This is a genomic window from Polynucleobacter sp. MWH-Creno-3A4 (assembly GCF_018881885.1).
Lineage (GTDB): Bacteria > Pseudomonadota > Gammaproteobacteria > Burkholderiales > Burkholderiaceae > Polynucleobacter.
This window is the reverse complement of sequence record NZ_JACXSA010000001.1, coordinates 41536-61398: the sequence shown is the minus strand read 5'-3', so window position 1 is coordinate 61398 and position 19863 is coordinate 41536. Positions and strand designations below refer to the sequence as shown.

21 protein-coding genes and 1 tRNA gene are annotated in these 19863 nt (G+C 45.8%); 15 read left to right on the top strand and 7 right to left on the bottom strand.

Going from position 1 to position 19863, the window contains the following annotated elements:
* Nucleotides 1-18: 18 nt before the first annotated feature.
* Nucleotides 19-915, top strand: coding sequence for a pseudouridine synthase (locus IEN92_RS00300; RefSeq protein ID WP_216159479.1), 897 nt, complete (start codon nt 19-21; stop codon nt 913-915).
* A gap of 13 nt (nt 916-928) precedes the next feature.
* Here the strand turns inward: IEN92_RS00300 and IEN92_RS00295 are convergent, their stop codons facing one another.
* Nucleotides 929-2557 (bottom strand): FMN-binding glutamate synthase family protein, encoded by a 1629-nt coding sequence (locus IEN92_RS00295; protein WP_216159477.1) that lies wholly within the window; start codon nt 2555-2557, stop codon nt 929-931.
* A gap of 169 nt (nt 2558-2726) precedes the next feature.
* Between IEN92_RS00295 and IEN92_RS00290 the strand changes: the two genes are divergently transcribed.
* The 6 genes from IEN92_RS00290 (at nt 2727) to IEN92_RS00265 (ending at nt 5847) form a co-directional block, all read left to right on the top strand.
* A complete protein-coding gene (locus tag IEN92_RS00290) occupies nt 2727-3110 on the top strand; it encodes a translational machinery protein (protein ID WP_216159474.1) in 384 nt (127 codons plus the stop codon).
* A gap of 21 nt (nt 3111-3131) precedes the next feature.
* A complete protein-coding gene (locus IEN92_RS00285; RefSeq protein WP_216159470.1) occupies nt 3132-3392 on the top strand; it encodes a hypothetical protein in 261 nt (86 codons plus the stop codon).
* Nucleotides 3393-3491: 99 nt separating this feature from the next.
* A complete protein-coding gene (gene dusA / locus IEN92_RS00280; protein WP_216159467.1) occupies nt 3492-4589 on the top strand; it encodes a tRNA dihydrouridine(20/20a) synthase DusA in 1098 nt (365 codons plus the stop codon).
* 52 nt (nt 4590-4641) lie between these two features.
* Nucleotides 4642-4717, top strand: a tRNA-His gene (locus IEN92_RS00275).
* Nucleotides 4718-4899: 182 nt separating this feature from the next.
* Nucleotides 4900-5301: a hypothetical protein gene (locus IEN92_RS00270; protein WP_216159464.1), complete on the top strand. Its 402-nt coding sequence runs from the start codon at nt 4900-4902 to the stop codon at nt 5299-5301.
* A gap of 204 nt (nt 5302-5505) precedes the next feature.
* Nucleotides 5506-5847 (top strand): MarR family winged helix-turn-helix transcriptional regulator, encoded by a 342-nt coding sequence (locus tag IEN92_RS00265; RefSeq protein ID WP_216159461.1) that lies wholly within the window; start codon nt 5506-5508, stop codon nt 5845-5847.
* Nucleotides 5848-5997: 150 nt separating this feature from the next.
* On the opposite strand, the gene pgaB is transcribed toward IEN92_RS00265, so the two are convergent.
* The 4 genes from pgaB to pgaC are packed head-to-tail and all read right to left on the bottom strand — an operon-like array spanning nt 5998 to nt 12081.
* A complete protein-coding gene (pgaB, locus tag IEN92_RS00260) occupies nt 5998-7935 on the bottom strand; it encodes a poly-beta-1,6-N-acetyl-D-glucosamine N-deacetylase PgaB (protein WP_216159458.1) in 1938 nt (645 codons plus the stop codon).
* A complete protein-coding gene (locus IEN92_RS00255) occupies nt 7936-10335 on the bottom strand; it encodes a hypothetical protein (RefSeq protein ID WP_216159455.1) in 2400 nt (799 codons plus the stop codon).
* 1 nt (nt 10336) lies between these two features.
* Nucleotides 10337-10807, bottom strand: coding sequence for a hypothetical protein (locus IEN92_RS00250; protein WP_216159452.1), 471 nt, complete (start codon nt 10805-10807; stop codon nt 10337-10339).
* Nucleotides 10804-12081, bottom strand: coding sequence for a poly-beta-1,6-N-acetyl-D-glucosamine synthase (pgaC, locus tag IEN92_RS00245; protein WP_216159449.1), 1278 nt, complete (start codon nt 12079-12081; stop codon nt 10804-10806). The genes IEN92_RS00250 and pgaC overlap by 4 nt, the downstream gene beginning before the upstream one ends.
* Nucleotides 12082-12421: 340 nt before the next feature.
* Between pgaC and IEN92_RS00240 the strand changes: the two genes are divergently transcribed.
* From IEN92_RS00240 to IEN92_RS00220, 5 genes are all read left to right on the top strand, one after another.
* The gene (locus IEN92_RS00240; protein ID WP_216159446.1) at nt 12422-12616 is read left to right on the top strand and encodes a hypothetical protein; all 195 of its coding nucleotides are present in this window, start codon (nt 12422-12424) and stop codon (nt 12614-12616) included.
* Nucleotides 12617-12684: 68 nt separating this feature from the next.
* Nucleotides 12685-13467, top strand: coding sequence for an SUMF1/EgtB/PvdO family nonheme iron enzyme (locus IEN92_RS00235; RefSeq protein WP_216159444.1), 783 nt, complete (start codon nt 12685-12687; stop codon nt 13465-13467).
* A 3-nt stretch (nt 13468-13470) separates the two neighbouring features.
* Nucleotides 13471-14799 (top strand): ATP-dependent RecD-like DNA helicase, encoded by a 1329-nt coding sequence (locus tag IEN92_RS08935; RefSeq protein WP_216159442.1) that lies wholly within the window; start codon nt 13471-13473, stop codon nt 14797-14799.
* 97 nt (nt 14800-14896) lie between these two features.
* A complete protein-coding gene (locus IEN92_RS00225; protein ID WP_215373364.1) occupies nt 14897-15175 on the top strand; it encodes a type II toxin-antitoxin system RelE/ParE family toxin in 279 nt (92 codons plus the stop codon).
* Nucleotides 15176-15183: 8 nt separating this feature from the next.
* Nucleotides 15184-15498 carry a HigA family addiction module antitoxin gene (locus IEN92_RS00220; protein ID WP_215373362.1) on the top strand — a complete coding sequence of 105 codons (315 nt, stop codon included), beginning with the start codon at nt 15184-15186 and terminating at the stop codon, nt 15496-15498.
* 3 nt (nt 15499-15501) lie between these two features.
* On the opposite strand, the gene IEN92_RS00215 is transcribed toward IEN92_RS00220, so the two are convergent.
* Both IEN92_RS00215 and IEN92_RS00210 read right to left on the bottom strand, forming a co-directional pair.
* On the bottom strand, nt 15502-16230 hold the full coding sequence (locus tag IEN92_RS00215; protein ID WP_216159439.1) for an LrgB family protein: 729 nt from the start codon (nt 16228-16230) through the stop codon (nt 15502-15504).
* Nucleotides 16223-16570: a CidA/LrgA family protein gene (locus IEN92_RS00210; RefSeq protein WP_215373359.1), complete on the bottom strand. Its 348-nt coding sequence runs from the start codon at nt 16568-16570 to the stop codon at nt 16223-16225. Before IEN92_RS00210 ends, IEN92_RS00215 begins: the two co-directional genes overlap by 8 nt.
* Nucleotides 16571-16721: 151 nt before the next feature.
* Between IEN92_RS00210 and IEN92_RS00205 the strand changes: the two genes are divergently transcribed.
* The 3 genes from IEN92_RS00205 to soxX are packed head-to-tail and all read left to right on the top strand — an operon-like array spanning nt 16722 to nt 19861.
* The gene (locus tag IEN92_RS00205; RefSeq protein ID WP_216159436.1) at nt 16722-17171 is read left to right on the top strand and encodes a (2Fe-2S)-binding protein; all 450 of its coding nucleotides are present in this window, start codon (nt 16722-16724) and stop codon (nt 17169-17171) included.
* 10 nt (nt 17172-17181) lie between these two features.
* Nucleotides 17182-19398 carry a molybdopterin cofactor-binding domain-containing protein gene (locus IEN92_RS00200; protein ID WP_216159433.1) on the top strand — a complete coding sequence of 739 codons (2217 nt, stop codon included), beginning with the start codon at nt 17182-17184 and terminating at the stop codon, nt 19396-19398.
* A gap of 28 nt (nt 19399-19426) precedes the next feature.
* Nucleotides 19427-19861: a sulfur oxidation c-type cytochrome SoxX gene (gene soxX, locus IEN92_RS00195; protein ID WP_255539727.1), complete on the top strand. Its 435-nt coding sequence runs from the start codon at nt 19427-19429 to the stop codon at nt 19859-19861.
* Nucleotides 19862-19863 lie beyond the last annotated feature (2 nt).

The window sequence follows — 19863 nt, the reverse complement described above, 5'->3', positions numbered from 1 at the left end:
TCAAAGCGTCTAGTCACTGTGAAAGTCAATTCAGAAGGAGTCTCAGCATCACGGGTATTTTTACCCGCTGATCAGTCTCATCCGAATGTATTGCAATTCTTCATCAAGCAATTTCCTCACATTGCAGTAGAGGAGTGGGAGAGTCGCTTTGCGCAAGGTCTAGTATTGAATGATGAGGGGCGTGCCTTGGAGGCAGGTGAGCCATACCAAGCCAATATTCACCTCATTTACTTTAGACGTTTGGCACGAGAGCCAGAGATTCCGTTTGAAGAGCAGATTCTGTATCAAGACGACCATATTCTGGTGGCAGATAAACCCCATTTTTTGCCTGTGACACCTAGCGGCCTTTATTTGCATCAAACCTTACTCAATCGCCTCAAGAAGACAACAGGAATTCAGACATTAAGTCCGATACATCGCATTGACCGAGATACGGCAGGCTTGGTACTGTTCTCGGTTAATCCGTCGGAGAGGGCGCAATATCAAAATCTATTTCGGGACAGGCTGGTCACAAAGGTGTATGAAGCCATTGCCCCTTACTCCGATGAATTGACAAAGCAACTCCCGATGACGTATTGCAGTAGATTAGAAGAGTCTGAACATTTTTTGCAAATGCAGGAAGTACCCGGTGAGCCGAATAGTGATACCTTGATTGAGTTGATTCAAGCGAAACCAGAATGGGCTTTGTATCGACTTATTCCCGGTAGCGGCAAGAAGCATCAGTTACGCTGCCACCTCAATGCTTTAGGGGCACCCATCAAGCATGATCAGATCTACCCCATCCTCACGCCCTATCAAGAGTATGAGCTGGATTTTTCCAAGCCGTTGCAGCTATTGGCAAAAGAGATCGCCTTTAAAGACCCCATTACCCAGCAACAGAGGTCTTTTACTAGTCAACAAAAACTGGAGTTCTGAGCTAACCCAGAGCTTAGGCGTGCTTGTGAGCGGAGAAGCTGCTCGCTTGTGCCTTATGCCAATACAGTTCAAACACGCGTGGTAAGTTGAGCGATTGATCAATATGATCGTCTTTAAGTAGAAGACCTGCTGGCATTTCGGGTAATAAGAAAGACAAAAGGCGCACTTCGTTTTTACTAATGCGTCGCACAATATGAGAAGCATCAATCTCGTTTGGATGATCTAAACCAGCAGCCTCTACTAACTCTTTTAGAGTCTTAAGGGTTTCATTATGAAAGTTAAAGACCCGCTCAGATTTATCGGGTACCACTAGCGCTTTTTGGCGAACAGGGTCTTGGGTAGTGACACCGGTAGGGCAAAAGCCTGTATTACAGACCTGCGCCTGAATGCAGCCTACCGAGAACATAAAGCCACGGGCACTATTGCACCAGTCAGCACCCAAGGCAAAAGCCACTGCCATATCGAAGGCGCTAATGATTTTTCCAGAGCAGCCAATTTTGATCTTATCGCGCAAGTTCACGCCCATTAGGGTGTTATGCACTAAACGCAAACCATCTTGCAGCGGCGTACCAACGTGGTTAGTGAACTCTACTGGTGAGGCACCGGTACCACCTTCAGACCCGTCGACCACAATGAAGTCAGGATGAATATTGGTTTCTAACATGGCTTTGACAATGCCAAACCATTCCCAAGGGTGGCCAATACATAACTTAAAGCCCACTGGTTTACCACCTGAAAGATCGCGCAAGCGTTGCACAAAGTGCATCATCTCAATTGGTGTTGAAAATGCACTGTGGGAGGATGGGGAGATACAGCTTTCACCTTCTTTAACACCGCGAGCAGCAGCAATCTCAGCGGTCACCTTAGGTCCCGGCAGGATGCCACCATGCCCGGGCTTAGCACCTTGACTCAGCTTAATCTCAATCATCTTCACCTGAGCATCTAAGGCATTGTCTTTGAACTTATCGACATTGAATGTCCCGTCTGGATTGCGACAACCAAAATAGCCAGAGCCGATTTCCCAAATCAGGTCACCACCATGCACACGATGGTAATGGGAGATAGAGCCTTCCCCCGTGTCATGCGCAAAGCCACCTTTCTTGGCACCCAAGTTCAGGGCCAAGATGGCGTTAGCGCTCAAAGAGCCAAAGCTCATGGCCGAGATATTAAAAATACTTGCTGAGTATTTCTGGGTACAGTCTTTGCCACCAATCTCAATTCGGAAATCATGGCCAGGCAAATGGGTTGGTGCAAGGGATTGATTAATCCACTGATAACCTGGCGCCATCACATCTAAAGTAGTGCCAAAGGGAATCTCATCGGCCACTGCCTTAGAGCGGGAATAGACTAAAGTACGCTGCTCTCGAGAGAAGGGTGTTTTATCGTTATCGCCCTCGATAAAGTATTGCCGTATTTCTGGACGAATAAATTCCAGCAAGAAACGCATATGACCCAGAATCGGGTAGTTGCGCAAAATAGCATGCTTTATCTGTAGGCTGTCATAAATACCTACAGCAGTTAAGAAGCTAAATATCAAAAACAGGGGCCAATCGGAGACGCCCATAGTGAGGGCAAATCCACTAATAATGGTGCCAACAATACTGATGGCAAAGGTGCTCAGGCGGATTGGGAAAATAGACATATTTGCTCTAGAAATGAGGTGTTTTTGGTAAATGGCTGAAAACTCAAGATTTTGAGTATACGAATTAAATGCTACCTTGTGATTTTGACCTGAATCAAGGCTTAAACACCATTCTGAAGCCTTCCAGGAGTATCCTAAAGGAGGACTCATTATTAATCATAGGAAGAATATGTCATTAAATCACGCAGTTATTTGGATCGATCACCAAGAAGCCCACGTCATGTTTTTAAGTAAGGACGCTAGTGAGGCTGAAATTATCAGAAGCAAAACTTCCCACTCCCATTTACATCACAAGGCCAATGAAGTCGGCAGCGGTAGATTAGCCTTGGATACAAAGTATCTTCATTCCGTGCTTCAAGCAGTCAATGAGTCAAAGGAAATTTTGATTCTGGGACCAGGCTCTGCCAAACTCGAACTCATTAAGCATGCCCATCACCATGATCCTAAAATTGCGGAAAATATTGTTGGGGTAGAAACAGTTGATCATCCTACTGATAAAGAAATTCTTGCTCATGCACGCAAGTTCTTCTATAAAGTAGATCAGATGCTTTAAGAATTCAATCAAGGAATACATATGCCTAAAGAAACCATAGAAGAATTAGGGCCAGATGGTCTGCCAGGTCACGATTATTTTCTAGATGCGGTAAATCACATTGATGAAGCAGTAGCCAATAACACGATCGCAGCGGGAGCAGCGAAAGGAATCATCTATAGCTTGGTTGAAACCCTGGGAAGCATGGTGGGGGATCCCGATCTACCAGCCCATCTCAAGTCTGGTTATATGGGCGCTCTTGATCTTGCGGTGGAGCTAGAGGCAAAACTCAGCAAGCTCTAGAAATAGACCATCGAGCATTAATAGATAAGGGCAACTTCGGTTGCCCTTATCTATTGGTATCCATTTAAAATAGTGAGCAATGCCATTTAACTGAATTACATGACCAATATCCCAAAGAAACGCCTAGCAGTTGCGCCCATGATGGAATGGACCGACCGCCATTGTCGCTCTTTTCATCGCGCACTGACTAAAGAAGCGACTCTATATACCGAGATGGTGACAACGGGTGCACTTATCCATGGTGATGTTCCACGCCACTTAGATTACTCCCAAGATCAGCACCCAGTCGTTTTGCAATTGGGTGGATCTGAGCCCAACGATTTGGCTAAGGCTGCAGAATTAGCGCAGCAGTGGGCCTATGACGAGATTGATCTCAATTGCGGCTGTCCATCGGAGCGCGTTCAACGCGGCGCCTTCGGCGCTTGCCTCATGGCTGAGCCCAACTTAGTTGCTGACTGTGTCAGGGCGATGAAGAATGCGGTAGATATTCCGATCTCGGTGAAGCACCGTCTTGGTCTAGACAATATGGACGCCGCTAATTCAGAAAAAGATTATCAATTTGCGCTCGATTTCATATTGGCTGTAGCTGATGCTGGTGCTAGTCAGGTGACTATTCATGCGCGTAATGCTGTGCTTAAAGGTTTGTCTCCAAAAGAGAATCGCAGTAAACCACCACTACGTTATGAGGTTGCTGCACAACTGAGGGTTGATGCGCAAAAACAATTTCCACATCTCAAAGTATTGCTTAATGGCGGCTTAGAGACTAATGAACAAATCGCTGGACACTGGGATGACTTTGATGGCTTTATGGTGGGTAGAGCCGCTTATCATTTTCCGGCGATGTTGCTAGGCTGGGATGACTTGATTCACACCCATGGTGATGCAGCCGGCTATTTGTTTAGTGAAACAGAGTGGCACAGAATTCAGATTGCACTAGTTAAACAGGTTCAAAATTGGTTTGATGAATGCCAAGCAAAACAGAAGCCGTTTTATATTGGCGCGTTCACCCGGCATATTTTAGGTTTGGCGCATGGTAGGGCGGGGTCGAGATATTGGCGCCAAAGACTCTCAGATCATCACGCTCTCGCTAAAGTACAGAGTAAAGCGGCGATCGTAGACTTCTTCATTGATGCCAGCCTAACCCTTGGGGATTGGGCTGCTTTTGACTATGAAGCTGCTGAAGAAGTAGCCAAATAAGCCATTTTTGACAGGTTTTTGAGCTAAAAGCTATAATGTTTCCTCTACAACGGCGGACGTAGCTCAGTTGGTAGAGTCCCAGATTGTGATTCTGGTTGTCGCGGGTTCGAGCCCCGTCGTTCGCCCCATCTACCCCTTTACTCATCTTTAAACAGCTGATTTTCTGTGTCAGAAACTCGGCTTAGCGTGAGTGATTTGCCATAGCACTTTCGTGCAGTTATCCATTTCAGTGTGATAGCCAACAGACAGATCCAAACATCTTCATTAGGATCATCTGTAAGTTCATCACTCCACTAGAAAGAATCTAAAAATGAAAAGACTTCTGATCGCATTATTTTTAATACTGCCATCCCTATTCTCTATGGCTCAGTTACCACCCAATCAAACTGCAGACATCATTCAGTTTATTGAAGGTGGTGTAGGGGTAGGGGAGTCAGAGGCTATAGTAAAAGATGCGAAGAAGTGGAGTCTGCTTTTAGAGTTTTCACAGACGAACGGCAAATCGTCGGAATGGATTTCAGGGGTTCAATTGGTTATTAAGGATCCTGCAGGATTACCGTTGTTTACACATCTAGTAGATGGCCCAATGATCTTACTCAATCTCACGCCAGGTAAATATCGGATTGAAGCAACTTATGCTGGCCAGATGAAATCGATTCATCTGGATGTCCTTCGAGATCAACACCAAAAGATCAATCTCAACTGGAAATAATGTAGGTAAAGGCCCCAGATTTCCTCAAAAACAAATACTGTAAGAAGGCAATCCTTAGGCCGATGAGCATTTAATGGGCGCCGATCTTTTCTGGGAATCCCGCTAATATTAATATATTTTTTATAACAATAATGAATATTCAATATAAAAATTGTTTTTGATTTGACTTTGCGCATTACGCTGAAAAGAATACGATCTAAATCAATGTCTGATCCGTGCTACAAATATCTCCACTTTTCTACTGCTATTAGAAAAATCAATAAACGTTACAAGTTGACCGAATACAAACAGGTCATGGTGCTTGAGGCCGTTATGAGTGCCCATGCAGAAGGTGCTACTCTTTCTATGCTGGATTTAATTCTGATGAAAGAGATTGCCTCACAGGCAACTCTTCACTCCATCACAAAAATATTAATTGATTTAAAGTTGATTAAGACAGAAGTGTCTAGTATTGATGCAAGGCGTAAATACGTTTCCCCGACTAAGCTTGGATTTTCTTGGTTAAATGATTGCTCAGATATATTGGCTCTAGCCGCAAAAAAGTGATTCTTTTCTAGTTGTTTTGAAATGAATAACATCATCCAGCAACATTCTAAATTCCAGCAGTCTCCCGATACTGCCCTCTAGATTAAATCTGCGGCAGTCTGATTTCAAATATATGGTTGCTCAGCATGACTATGCATACTCCTAGAAGCCTTATTGGGCTGTCAAAGCAGCCTTTGCCGAAAGCTCTTTCTTGAGCACTTGCATATTGGGACTATTGGTGAATTGATCGTCCGGATAGTAGCCAAAGTTATGAATCCCTTTGATTCTCATAGCGCGCATCCAAGAGTTGAGCTCTTGAGTCGGGATAGGCTTGTTGGTGCGCCAGTCTTTTGCTTGCAGCTCATACAAGAGCTTCTCGCTAGCTTGAGGATGCTTTTGAGTGACATCAACCAGATTGTTGAGCCATTGGCTTGGGTTCTCGGCTTTTTCCATATAGGGCATTGCCATCAAAGCTACCCAGTTGTAATTTTGCAAGCCATTGGGAATCGATTGCGCAAACCATTCTTCGGACTGTGGGTTCAGAGCAACTTCTGCGTAGTAGTTACGCGCAATGCTAATGGGTTTGCGATATTGCTGAGCGGCATCCCTCATTTCTAAAGAGAACTGCGTCAATAATTCTGTTTTTGCTTTGTACCATTTCTCATTCAGTTCTGGGTTCTTTGTAATTTCAGCAATATTGGGTGGTAGTCCCCAGTTTTTAGCGTAGTACTGTAAAGCTGGTGCACTAGCATCTTCTTTATCGGAGAGGGTCGCATCATCATGAATCAAAATGCCTTCAAAGTTAGCATAGCGACCCAAATCGGTATAGATCCCTTTGATAAATTGCCGTGAACGCTCTGAGAAGGGGCTCAGTCTTAAGTAGCCAATGCCCTTGCTGCCATCAGAGGATTGAACAACATCTAAGTTGCGTAATTTTTCAGGTCCAGGATTAAATGCCAAGAGGGGCATCCAGGCATACACCTTGACTCCCGCACGGGTTTTCAGTTGCCAGCTAGCGCGACTAAAAATATCTGCCTTGACCGGCATATAGTTATTTTTGAAGTACAGGCTCTTCGCAACGCCAGTGGCATCATCATCTGCAAACGCTTGGAGGTAAACAGTGGTTACTCCGGAAGCAAGCACCCGCTCAATTAAGCTTCCCAGATTTTTTTCTTGCTGGATGGGGTCTTTGTCATAGACATAATCTAAATCTACATGCATCACCCGCTCGAGCGTTGGAGGGTACTCGCGCAAGTTGGCGACAAAATCATCGATTCTGGGATTGTTAATCAGATAAATACGACGAATGCTGTCGGTTGCCTGCAATTCAATGTTTTCACCATCATCTAGGGTGATCGCAATATCCATGCCAAGATCCTTGGCGATTTTTTGTCCTGCAGTGTTATATCTTCCGTAGGGCCAGACGATGATTCTGGGGGCCTTGCCAGTATGCTGTTTGACCCAGGCATTATTTTTTGCTAAATCCGTTTTGATGCGGTTCAAATAATGTTCTTCGGATTCGTATTGATTAGTGGTTTTGTTGTACTCAAATGTGGTCAAGGCTGGCATGTCATTACCTTGGGCATTACCCAGAACGCCATGGTGTAAGTCGTAGGTATGAGAGGCAATTTCTACTAAGCCACTATTCGTGATTTCTTTTAACTCTTTTAGTGACAAGAACTTCGAGCGTGGTACAGGCTTGCCTGCATAAGAAACGGTGCCATTCTCAGGCACGTCGAGCCATGAACCCACAATCGCTAGGGTTGCTGGATAGTTAAAGGCTTTTAATAGCGGTAGGGCACGGGTATAGAAGCTCTTATACCCATCATCGAAGGTCAGAATAATGGCTTTATCAGGCAATGGTTTGCCGCCATTGTTGGCAGTCACAACATCTTGAATCGAAATGACCTTATAGCCATTTGCCTTTAGCCATGAGAAGTAATTAACCAGGTTGTCCGCAGTCACATCGTCAGGCTCAGTAGTAGCGGTCATTTCTGGAACGATGTCATGAAAGCACAAAACTTTGAAATCTTTAGCACCCCAAGCAAGATTGCTCAGTAAGCTACTGCATAGGGCTAGGGCGATGAGAAGATATTTGAAATTGTTCATTTAGAAACGAGACTCAAAGTTGAGGTAGCCTGTGGTGTAGCTTGAATTTACGCCATTAAATGGAAAGCTGGTTCTGCCAATGCCCCAGCTCAGTGTGCGTTTATCACCGATATTAAAGTCTTGACCATATCCATAGCTATTCATTGTCTGGGCCATGTACCCAGATTGGGTAACGACACCATAGGTAGCATAGAAACGGTGCCAGAAATCATATTTCTTAGTTTCAATGTCGCGCCATTGCAAAATTCGTAGATTCAGCGTTCCCGAATATTCTGTTTGGTTGATTGGGGCGAAGTAACTTACATTGGAATTGGTATTTTGTTGATTACCCATCCAGCCTGCAACATCGACTTTATAGTTGTATTCAGTTAAGAGGCGCTGATTCACATTGGCGTAAATTTCTTGCTTGTTGTTATTGGGAAGTGCCCAGTAGCGATAACCCAGTAAGGCATCGGTAGTGTCACCATTTTTCCAATTCACATTCATGCCCCCCACATTACCCCCAGAGGTAGCGTAAAGAGAGCCCGGCATTAAGTAAAAAGCATTTTTCTCAAAAGAAGCACCTACTGCCCAGTGATCATTGAGGGTCTGAGTGCCTTCTGCGCGCAGATATCCCGCGTTACCAACTTCAAACTCGGCCTCTTGGTTCAGGCCTGTGTACTGAACTCCCGCCCCAACTCCCTGATCGGTTACCGGAATAGCAGGTCCACTATTTAAATCGCGGTAGCGTACAAAACCGCGGTAGTTCTCATCAATGGGTGCGCTATAGACTCTGAGATCACTCGTGCGGTTATTGTTGGATTGACCGAAATATTGACCATTACCCAAAACAAAATTGCCGGTAACGTAACCTTCTTTATAGGCATCTAGTCTTTCACCGGCATTTTTTACTGCATTGATATCAGAATATCCTGGCCTGAGCTCATTGACCGTATTGATGAAAGTTGGGATATCACCTTGACTCATTCTGGCATTGGCATAGCCTATCTGAGCTTCGACATCCTGGGGATCTTGGTTTGCAGCAATTGCGTAAAAGTCTTGAGCGGCCTCATGCATACCTTGTGCTTCTCGCACACTGCCAGCTGCTTTGAGTAAATCGGCATTCGATGGGATTTCACTGAGGAGTGGGGCAAGTTTCTGGTCCGCCGCTTGATACTTCTCTTGATAGGCCTCAAAGTTGACTGACTCAATGACGGCGCTCGTATAGTCAAAATCTTGTTTAGGCAAATACTTGGGACGCGCTTTGAGTTGTGTAGTCAATTTATCTAACACCACTTTGGCTTCTGGATATCGATCTTGATCTGTTAAGTTGAAATACTGAGCTACCTCAATTTCAGGATCGTCAGGATGTTTGTCGTAAAGCTTTTGCAGAATTTCTCCTGCTTTTACGGGCTGCTGTTTACCGCTATAGCTAGAGGCAGCTGCTAATAATGCGTAATCAGGGATTGGCTTTCCCTTTGCAAGAAGTTGCTCATACAGTGCGAGCGATTTATCCCATTCATTGCGTTTGTTGTAGGCCACGATGAAATCGTATTCAATGGAAGTGATCTGATCATCACTAGCCCCAATGGATTTTGCATAGGCAAGAGATTCATTGAGCGCCTGAATACCCGCATCTACTGCAACAAAGCGATTGGGCACTACTGCAGAGTCTGTAATTGCCCAACGCAGGTCTTGTGCTCCGGAGTTATGCATGGCGCGTAATTTTTGATCCTGCGTAGCATTCCAAGATTTCGTGTCGATGAGGTACAGGGCCAGATGGGGGATACCCATATCTAACAAGACCTGGATGATCTCGCGTTGGGTTCCGGGATCTTTAGGGTCGTACTGATTGATATCGGTATATATCAATAAAGCCGCATAGCGATCACCGATATCCTGTAATGCCCCAGCCCTAAGCTCCCAAGCAGAATTACTTTTGGGAAAATCTTTCAGATAGCGCGCGCTCCAATACAGAGCTGCTGCAGAATTCTTGTCGTTGCGGGCTAGCACCACCATCTGTAATTCAATCTTCTCATTCTTCCCAGCGCTGCCCAGAATAAGCTTAGCGATTTCTTGTGTTTTAGCAAAGGATTCAGAACTCGCGTAACAAGAAAATATTGCTTCTTGGACATATTCTGGAGAGCGACGAAGGTAGTTGTTATTACTCAGAGCAATCACTTCCTTACAGAGCTTGGCATTGCTCGCAACGTCAATGTAATCCGATTTATAGCGCTCAATCTCCGGATGAGTAAGCATGAGGGATTTGAGAATCTGGGCTGAAGCAGTGTAATTACCGGATTTATTGAGGGCTAAAGCTTTCTCATATTCTGCTTGCGCAGCAGGAGTTTGCCCATAGACAAGATTCACCGTCAGGAGCGCAAGAGCAGCAATAGGAAAGAAAGTGTTTGTAAAGCGCAATTTAATTCTCTTGAGATGGAATAATTTTATAAACGCGATTATTTTCATTAACAAACACTTTCACTGAACGCAGTTCATGCCAGTGATCGACTTCTGTAGGTGAAACTCCCAAGGTGACATCAAGCTCATTCATTCCTACCGCCGAAGGTAGGGTCTTAATGTATTTGGTGGCATTAATAATCTTCCTTCTGATAATTGCCAAAAAGCATATCCAGGCAACCAAACCCAGAGAGCAATACACATACCAAGAGAGTCGATGCCAGATTTCCGACCAATGCGGCGGTGCGGAAGTGCTGAGTTCAAAGATGGGATCAGCCAGATAATCAAAGATGAGCCAAATTAGGTTATGCAGGGTAAAGAGAATAATCAACCAGGCGCCAACGGTGAGAAAAATATCCCGTATTCTGACCCACATTGGAATGTGATCAGCATTAATAATCGGCGGCCAACTTAATAATGGTTTGTCTTTCACCGCACACCTCTATCTGGGCTAACCCATGTGCCCTTAATATCTTTCGGTCTAAATAAGGCTTTTGTGAAACCAACGACACAGCTGCAGGTTTGGACACACCAATACACTAATGGATACCAAATAATCCAGCCAAATGATCTAAAGGACGTTTTTTCATATTGGCGATCTAGTGCAAATCCAATTAAGGATTGAATGAGATATGTCGCAGCCAAAATAATTCCCCAAGAGGTTGGGAGAAAGTTTTTATAAAGCGTTAAGGCATCACCGCTAAAAAATTGGTTTACATTCAAGATGGTGAACCAAATCACAATACAAAATGCCCAAATTGTGCTGATAAAAAAGTTGCTCCAGATGAGGAGCAATGACCAAGCAAAGGGATGGGATTTTAAAATTGCCATCGTCGCCCCAATAGCAGCTTGAGAGCCACCCTCAGACCAACGTACTCTTTGCTTCCATAATCCACTGAGTGTTTCAGGCATCAAAATCCAGCATAGCGCATGCGGCTCAAAGCCTACCCCCCAGCCTTTCGCTTGGACTCTAAATGTCAGATCTACATCATCGGTCATGGCCGCTGGAGCCCAAAGGCCAGCCTCCATCACAGCCACCTTTCTGAAGGCGCAGACAACGCCGGATACGGTGAACAGGGTGCCATATAAGGCTTGAGTGCGCTTAATCATGCCAACAATGGAAGAGAACTCGCCTACCTGAAGTTTGCCTAACAAGGTGGTGCGATTGCGAATGCGAGGATTGCCGCTGACTCCGCCCAATCTATCATTCGTTAAAAATCGGTAAACCAGCCAATGGATCGCATGAGGATCTAATAAAGCATCCCCATCAATACAGACTAATAAATCAGCACGAGCCATTAATAATCCGGCATTTAATGCAGTCGACTTGCCTTGATTTTCTACGAGATGCGCAACCCGAAGTTTTGGGTATTGATGGATTAATTGATCTAATATTTCCCCGGTGTCATCGCTTGAGCCATCATTAATGGCAATGACTTCATAGTTGGGGTAATGAGAATCCATTAATACCGCCATGGTTTCATGCAGCTGCTTTGCTTCGTTAAAGCAGGGGAGTAATACAGAAACTAGAGGTGTCTCCGGCAGTGGTGGTGGCGCTGTATATTTTGGGCGATGGCGCTCGCGGATAAACCAATACAAGACCGAGCCTGCAATCCAGTACCATGACATGACAAAGGGGTAGCCGAAACAAAATCGGGCCATCCATTCAAGAACGTTAGGAGTAAAGATTGAATGGAAAATCGTCATGAATATTTATAGGACAATAACTGTTATTTACACCCGAATTTGGTAGTTATTGGCCAAATATCATTTTTGTTAATTAATTGAACCATTCTAGTCGTTTATTGCGCTTTTTATAATGGCAGTAGTACTATGTGGTCTTTATGCCCCAGATAGTCATATCTGGAGTACATATTCATCAATGCACCATTAAAGACGACAATATTTGGGAAATTTGCCGTGAGGATTCATTAAGACCATGAGAGATCAGGCTCCAAGCCTCTACAGGCACGTCTCCTATTTTGTTGAGATTGCCCTCGGCCTAGTCCTGCTCCTCAATGGCATTTTGCTTTTCCTAAATTCCTGCATGGCATTTCCATTTAAGGAAAAGTTCCTGGACTTTTTGAGCGCCGAGAATCTCTCTACTAAATCAGCTCAAGAGTGGAGAGTCTTTACGGAGTTTGTTCATGCAGTTCTGATTACCCATATTTCTGTATTTGTCATGCTTTGCATGGGAATTGTGATTTTTCTTGCTGGATGGCATACCCGGAAATCGCTGTAATTTTTCAGATTGCAGTAAAACTCAGAGTTCACCATGAAGCAATGAAGCTTAGGGATTATTCTGTGACCATGACAAAACATCATTACTCTCCATTCCAATTCACTTTACTTCTCTTTGCGCTTGCGGCATTTTTCCTGTTGCGCCCAACTCATGCACAAAGTGCTCCTGCTTCTTCTATTGCGACTGCGCAAATCGATAATCTGATATGGGATCAAACCGAGATGACGATTGCGGATGTCAAAGGATTTGCTGCGACAGGTTTTGTGAGCGCTGCAGAACAAAAGGGCGGCGGCCTTTCCTATGAAGGCGGCTTTGTGCAAAAGCCCGGTTGGACTTGGAGTACGCCTTATGGCGTCGCTGCTCAAGATTCTGAGCCAGCAGTGCACCTCAATCAAAAAGAAGCAGAGTCAGTTTGTCGTTATTACGGCAAGCGCTTGCCAACCGATGCTGAGTGGACGTCAGCCGCATTTTTAGAGCAAAGAGCTCATCCACCTGCAGGCTATGTCAAAGGTCAACGCTACCCCTATCCAGGAGGCAGTACTCCAGTGGCTTCCCATTGCCTGAGTGGATGCGGAGACTACACAGGCTTAGCTCCCGCTGGCGCTCTGAATCGCGGTACCGGCCATGTGGTTGCAGGCAGCACCAAGCCGGGTGTGAATGGGTTATACGATATGGGTGGCAACGTTTGGGAATGGACAGCGACCGAGAGGAATGGCGGAAATATCACCCGCGGCGCATCTTGGTGGTATGGCCCAAACCGCCAACAAGAGTCCGATGTGGAATCAAAACCAGGGGACATTGCCGTGGTTTACATCGGATTTCGGTGTGTGGCGGATGCCGTGAAACAATAGGGGATGTCCACCCCAGCAACGCAGTCCCCTGAAATAGAAATCACCCCCGATTACGAGGCGGTGATTGAAGCGATCGACAGGCATGACCCCTATATCTTTGTCAGTGGCAAGGCGGGCACTGGCAAAACAACCCTGATTGGTTATCTACGAGAAACCATTCCAGGTAATGTCGTTGTCGTTGCTCCTACAGGCGTAGCAGCCTTGCAGGTTAAAGGGGTTACGATCCATTCCTTTTTTCGCCTTCCACCCCGTTTAATCTTTCCAGAAGAAGACATCAAGCCACTGCGCGATAAGCGACTCTATAAAGATATTCGTCTGCTCATCATTGATGAGATCTCGATGGTGCGTGCTGATGTGGTGGATGCGATGGATTTATTCTTGCGCGAGAACGGCCCACAAAAAGGCAAACCCTTTGGTGGCATTCAGGTAATGTTTGTGGGGGATTTGTTTCAGTTACCCCCAGTGGTCTCTAGTAGCGATATGCAGGTCTTAGCCGATAGGGGATATGAAGGCCCGTATTTCTTCTGTGCCATGGCACTGCATCGCAAAGAAGTCACGATGGTTGAGCTTTCCAAGATCTTTCGCCAAAAAGATGCTGACTTTGCAGAACTCTTGAATCGTATTCGAATCAATCACGATGTGGATGAGGCCATTGATCTCCTCAATGCGCAGTGCTATCGACCCAATCACGTAGTCGATGAGGACACCATTACGCTCACCACTACCAATGCAAGAGCAGATCAAATTAATGGTGCAGGTTTGCGGGCAATCGAGGCTGATATTAAAGTCTATACCGGCAAAACAACTGGTAAGTTTAATGTTGATGAGCGCAATTTACCTTCAGCAAATAATCTTGCGCTTAAGGTAGGCGCAAAAGTCATGTTTACAGCTACCGACCCAGGCTTTCCGAAGCGTTGGGTCAACGGTACGATCGGTATCGTACGAGAATTACTGCCTGATAAGGTGAAGGTGATGGTCAAGAATGGACCCTATTCCAATACGGTTGAAGTAAGCGGTCATCAATGGGAATCCTATCGCTACGATCATGACATGATGTCTGGAAAAATCTCACCCAGCATCATTGGTACCTATGTGCAGATCCCTTTAATGCTGGCTTGGGCTGTCACCATCCATAAGAGTCAGGGTAAGACGCTCGATAAAGTCAAAGTGGATTTATCTTCAGGCGCATTTGCATCTGGTCAGGTGTATGTTGCACTCAGTCGTTGTAAAACGATTGAGGGGATTTCATTACAAAGACCGATTGAGCCTCGGGATGTGAGTTGCGATCAAGAGATCAAGCGCTTTTATCTCAATTGCTTACCCCGCTCTTGATTTACGTTTCCGCCGTTGAATGATAGAGGCTTAACCCTATATATTTAGGGGTTTAACTCGTTCTTTATTGGTGTAACGCTATGCTATACAATGTGGTATGATTAAATCATTCCACCATAAAGGTTTGCAGTTATTTTTTGAAACGGGGAATAAAGCAGGAATTCAAAGCATGCATGCCCCGCGTTTATCTAGGCAATTGGCTAGATTGAATGAAGCAAGCTCTTGGGAGGATATGAATCTACCAGGATGGCGGCTCCATGTGCTTAAAGGTAAATTAGTTGGTCACTTTTCAATTGTCGTGAGTGGAAATTGGAGATTAACTTTTAAATTTGAAGGTGAAGATGCGGTTTTGGTAAATTATCAGGACTATCACTAATGCTAAAAATGAGAAAAATGTATAACCCCCCACACCCTGGGCTAACCTTGCGAGATGATGTCTTGCCTGCGCTCGGAATCACTGTGACAACTGCTGCAGAGCAGCTGGGGGTTACTCGTCCAGCCTTATCGCGTGTTCTTAATGCTAGGGCTGCAATTTCTCCTGAAATGGCCTTACGAATCGAGGCATGGCTTGGGGTTAAGAATGGCGGCAGTGCGAGCGTTTGGCTCGCACAACAGTCTGCCTATGATCTATGGAAGGCAAGAAAAACGATTAAGCCTAAAGTAAAGCATGCTCGTATTCCGCAGTTATTGGCTGCTTAAGGTTTACTGATTTAATAAGTGATAAATGATCGGGATTGCAACTGCACTGATCACACCATTCATGCCCATGGCTAAACTGGCATAAGTTCCTGCCTCAGGATGAATGCTAAAGGCGCGTGAAGTTCCAATGCCATGCGCTCCGATACCAATCGCAAAGCCTCTTTGCCACCATGCTTTCATCCCGAGTGCATTAAAAACAAAGGGCGCCAAAATTGCACCTAAGATTCCGGTGGACACTGCGAAGATCGCAGTGAGAGTAGGAGACACACCGATACGCTCAGCGATACCCATTGCAATTGGCGCAGTAACGGATTTCGGATACATCGCTCCAGTAATACTGGAGTTAGCGCCCAAGAGTTTTGCAATGCTGACTGCACTCACGATTGACATTAAACCGCCAGTCAGTAAAGAGGCGATCAGTGGAATAGAGCGACCTTTGAGGCTTGCTAGTCCGCGGTAAATTGGAATAGCCAATGACACGGTTGCCGATCCTAATAGGAAGTGAATAAACTGCGCACCCTCAAAGTACGTAGGGTAGGGCATCTCAATGACTTGAATCGTGGTGGCCACCAAAATAATGGCAATGGCTACCGGATTGGCTAAAGGATTTTGCTTGCTTGCCTTATAAATGGCTAAGCCCAATTGGTAGGCAGCTAAAGTCAGAAAGAGTGCAAAGAGTGGGCTGCCAGATAGGTATACCCAAATCTCCACAATGGAGTGTTTTTCAGTCATGAGCATCCTTCTTGCTCAAAAAACGGACGACTACAGCACTCGAGCCTATTGTTAAGATCACGCTCCCAACTAGGGCGCACACAATGGCCAGAGCATTTGCCTTCAGTTCAGGCAAAAAGAGTACAACACCAACTGCAGCGGGGACAAATAACAAACCCAAGTACTGACTAAAGGCGTCGGCAACCAAGGCTAACTCTGTATTGATGCCTTTGCGCAGAACGAGCCAAAGAACCAGAAGTACTAGGCCAATCACAGGGCCTGGCAGGGTGGGGAGGAGGAACTTAGAGACGAGCTCCCCAATGCTTTGAAAGAGAAGAATTTGAACGAGACCAGAGATCATGGCTTGATCTTACAGGCTGGCATTTATGTTGCATCGCAATAAATGGGTTCTTGTTTAATATAGGCACAACATAAGTAGGGTATAAAAAATACACAGGAGACCATTTCGCAAGAAAGAATCTCCAATTCCAAAAATCAATAGGAGATCACTCATGGCAGAGTTAAATGTCAACGGCAAAAAATACAAAGTAGATGTCGATCCAGATACCCCATTGTTGTGGGTGATTCGCGAGCAAATTGGTCTGACTGGTACCAAATATGGTTGCGGTATTGGTGCATGCGGCGCCTGTACTGTGCTCTTCGAAGGTCAAGCGATGCGTAGCTGTTCTTTGCCTGTGGCTGCTGCTGAAGGTAAAAAAATTGAGACGATTGAAAGTCTTGAAAAGAATGGTCAACTTTCTAAAGTACAAAAAGCTTGGGTAGATAACCAAGTGCCACAGTGCGGCTACTGCCAATCTGGCATGGTGATGGCAACAACGGCCTTGCTGCGTAATAACCCAAAGCCAACAGATACTCAGATTGATGAAGCGATTACCAATATCTGCCGTTGCGGCACCTTCCAGCAAGTACGCGATGCTATTCATGCTGTAAGCAAGGTATAAGGAGATCAAGATGACTACAAATACAAATACCTCCCGCCGTCAATTTATTGTTGGCTCAAGTGCTATCGCCACTGGCCTTGTGATTGGCTTTGATTTTGCTTTGATGACTGAAGCGCATGCAGCTATGGGCACTGGTACAACATCAATGGCGCCTCTCGCTACCCCAGAAATTGGTGTGTGGGTTGTCGTCAAGCCGAATGATGATGTTGTTGTTCGTATTGTTCGCTCAGAAATGGGTCAGGGCACCATCACAGGTCTTGCGCAGTTGGTTGCTGAAGAGCTCGAGTGCGACTGGAAAAAAGTCACATACGAATATCCGTCACCAGGCGAGAACCTCAAGCGCAATAAGGTCTGGGGTAGTTACTCCACCGGCGGTAGCCGCGGTATTCGTACTTCAGAGCAGTATGTGCGCAAGGGCGGTGCAGCCGCTCGTATGATGTTGGTTGAGGCAGCCGCTTCCCAATGGAACGTGCCTGCTTCTGAGTGTGTTGCTAAAAATAGCGTGATCACGCATACCCCATCGGGACGTAAAACGACTTACGGTAAGGTTTCTGTTGCAGCATCTCAACTTGAGGTGCCCAAAGAGATTCCACTGAAAGATCCAAAAGATTGGCAATTGATTGGCAAGCCAGTCAATCGTATTGATGGTGTATCTGACAAAGTTACTGGCAAACAGGTTTATGCCATTGACCTCAAATTCCCAGGCATGTTGGTGGCTACGATTAAAGAGTCGCCTGTATTTGGTGGCAAAGTCAAAAGCTACGACGCTACTAAGGCGCAGAGCATGAAGGGCGTCAAGAAGGTGGTGCAAGTTGGCGACTCAGCAGTAGCAGTTGTTGCCGATACATTCTGGCAAGCCAAAACCGCCTTAGAGCAAGTGAACATTACTTGGGATAGCGGCAAAAATGCCAATGTTTCTAGCGCCTCAATCAAGAAAATGCTGGAAGAAGGATTTGGGGCAGATGACGCCTTTGTGCACAACACCAATGGTGATGTGAAGTCAGCTATCGCTGGCGCATCGAAGACACTCGAGGCAACGTATTTTTATCCTTTCCTCAATCACGCCACACTTGAGCCACAAACTGCCACTGCAAAGTGGACTGCAGATTCTTGTGAAGCCTGGGTGCCAACGCAAGACGGTGAAGCTTCTTTAGCAGCAGTGATTGCTGCCTCTGGTTTGCCCGCAGACAAATGCAACGTTTACAAAGTCAACCTCGGTGGTGGCTTTGGTCGTCGCGGCGCATTTCAGGACTACACAACTCAGGCAGTCAATATTGCTAAGCAGATGCCGGGCACCCATATCAAATTGATTTGGACTCGTGAAGAGGATATGACCCAGGGTCGTTACCATCCCGTCATGATGTGTAAGTTGACAGCGGCTATTGATAGCAATAAGAAAGTGACTGGCGTCAATATGCGCTTATCTGGCCAGTCTATCCTGGCGTCAGTTCGTCCTGCTGTCGTTGAGGCGAACAAAGGTAAAGATCCTTTGGCATTCCAAGGTCTTGAGGATAGTGGCGAGCATGGTTTCACCTACAGCTTCCCCAATATCACCATTGATCACGCGATGCGTAACACCCATGTCCCACCAGGATTTTGGCGTGGCGTGAACGTAAACCAAAATGCGGTCTTTATTGAAACCTTTATGGATGAGATGGCTGAAGCCGTTGGTGTGGACGCAGTAGAGTTCCGCCGTCAGCATATGGGCAAACACCCTCGTGCGGTCGCCGTTCTGAATGCGGTTGCCGATGGAATTGGCTGGGACAAACCAGCTGCTCCAGGCGTATTCCGTGGTGTAGCACAAATGAAATCCTTTGGAAGCTATGTTGCTGCAGCCTGTGAGTTGTCAGTAAAGAATGGCAATGAAGTGAAGATTCATCGCTTTGTAGCTGCTACAGACCCAGGTTATGTGGTTAATCCAGCGCAAGTGCAACGTCAGGTTTCTGGTTCCTTTGTCTACGGCCTCTCTGCGCTGTTCGAAGAAGAAATCACCATTGAAAATGGCGCAGTAGTGCAAAAGAACTTTGATACCTTTGGTTCAATTCGTTTGTACCAAATGCCAAAAGTCGAAACTATCATCATTCAAGGTGGTGGTAAGGACTGGGGTGGTGTAGGTGAACCGACGATTGCAGTTGCAGCGCCAGCAGTGCTAAACGCAATTTATCGCGCCACTGGTAAACGTTTGCGTACTGTGCCATTGAAAAACAGCGGCATCAAACTGGTTTAAGCACTTCAGTGAACTGGTGCCGATGAGAATGAGGAATGGACTAGCGTTTGCTTTGCTAGTCTTCCTCAGCCTCAACTTTGTAAATGCTCAAACGCTAGTTGGAGATTCAATCAATGAATCTCTCTCTGGGCAGCCAGGTGATCCAATCCGAGGTAGGGCAATTGTTGCTAGTCGGCAGGCCGGTTTATGTCTTTTGTGCCATAGCGGGCCCTTTCCGGAGGAGCGTTTTCAGGGAAATTTGGCTCCTGAGTTAAGTGCCAGTGTTGCACGCTTGAGTACGCCTCAACTGCGAGCCCGTCTTGTCGATCCTAGTCAGTTCAATCCGAATACCATCATGCCGTCCTATTACAAAACCCAACATCTCAATCGAGTTGCTCCTAAATTCGTGGGTCAAACCCTCTTAAGTGCTCAAGAGATTGAAGATGTTGCGGCATTTCTTGGTAGTCTCAATACACAACATTAATC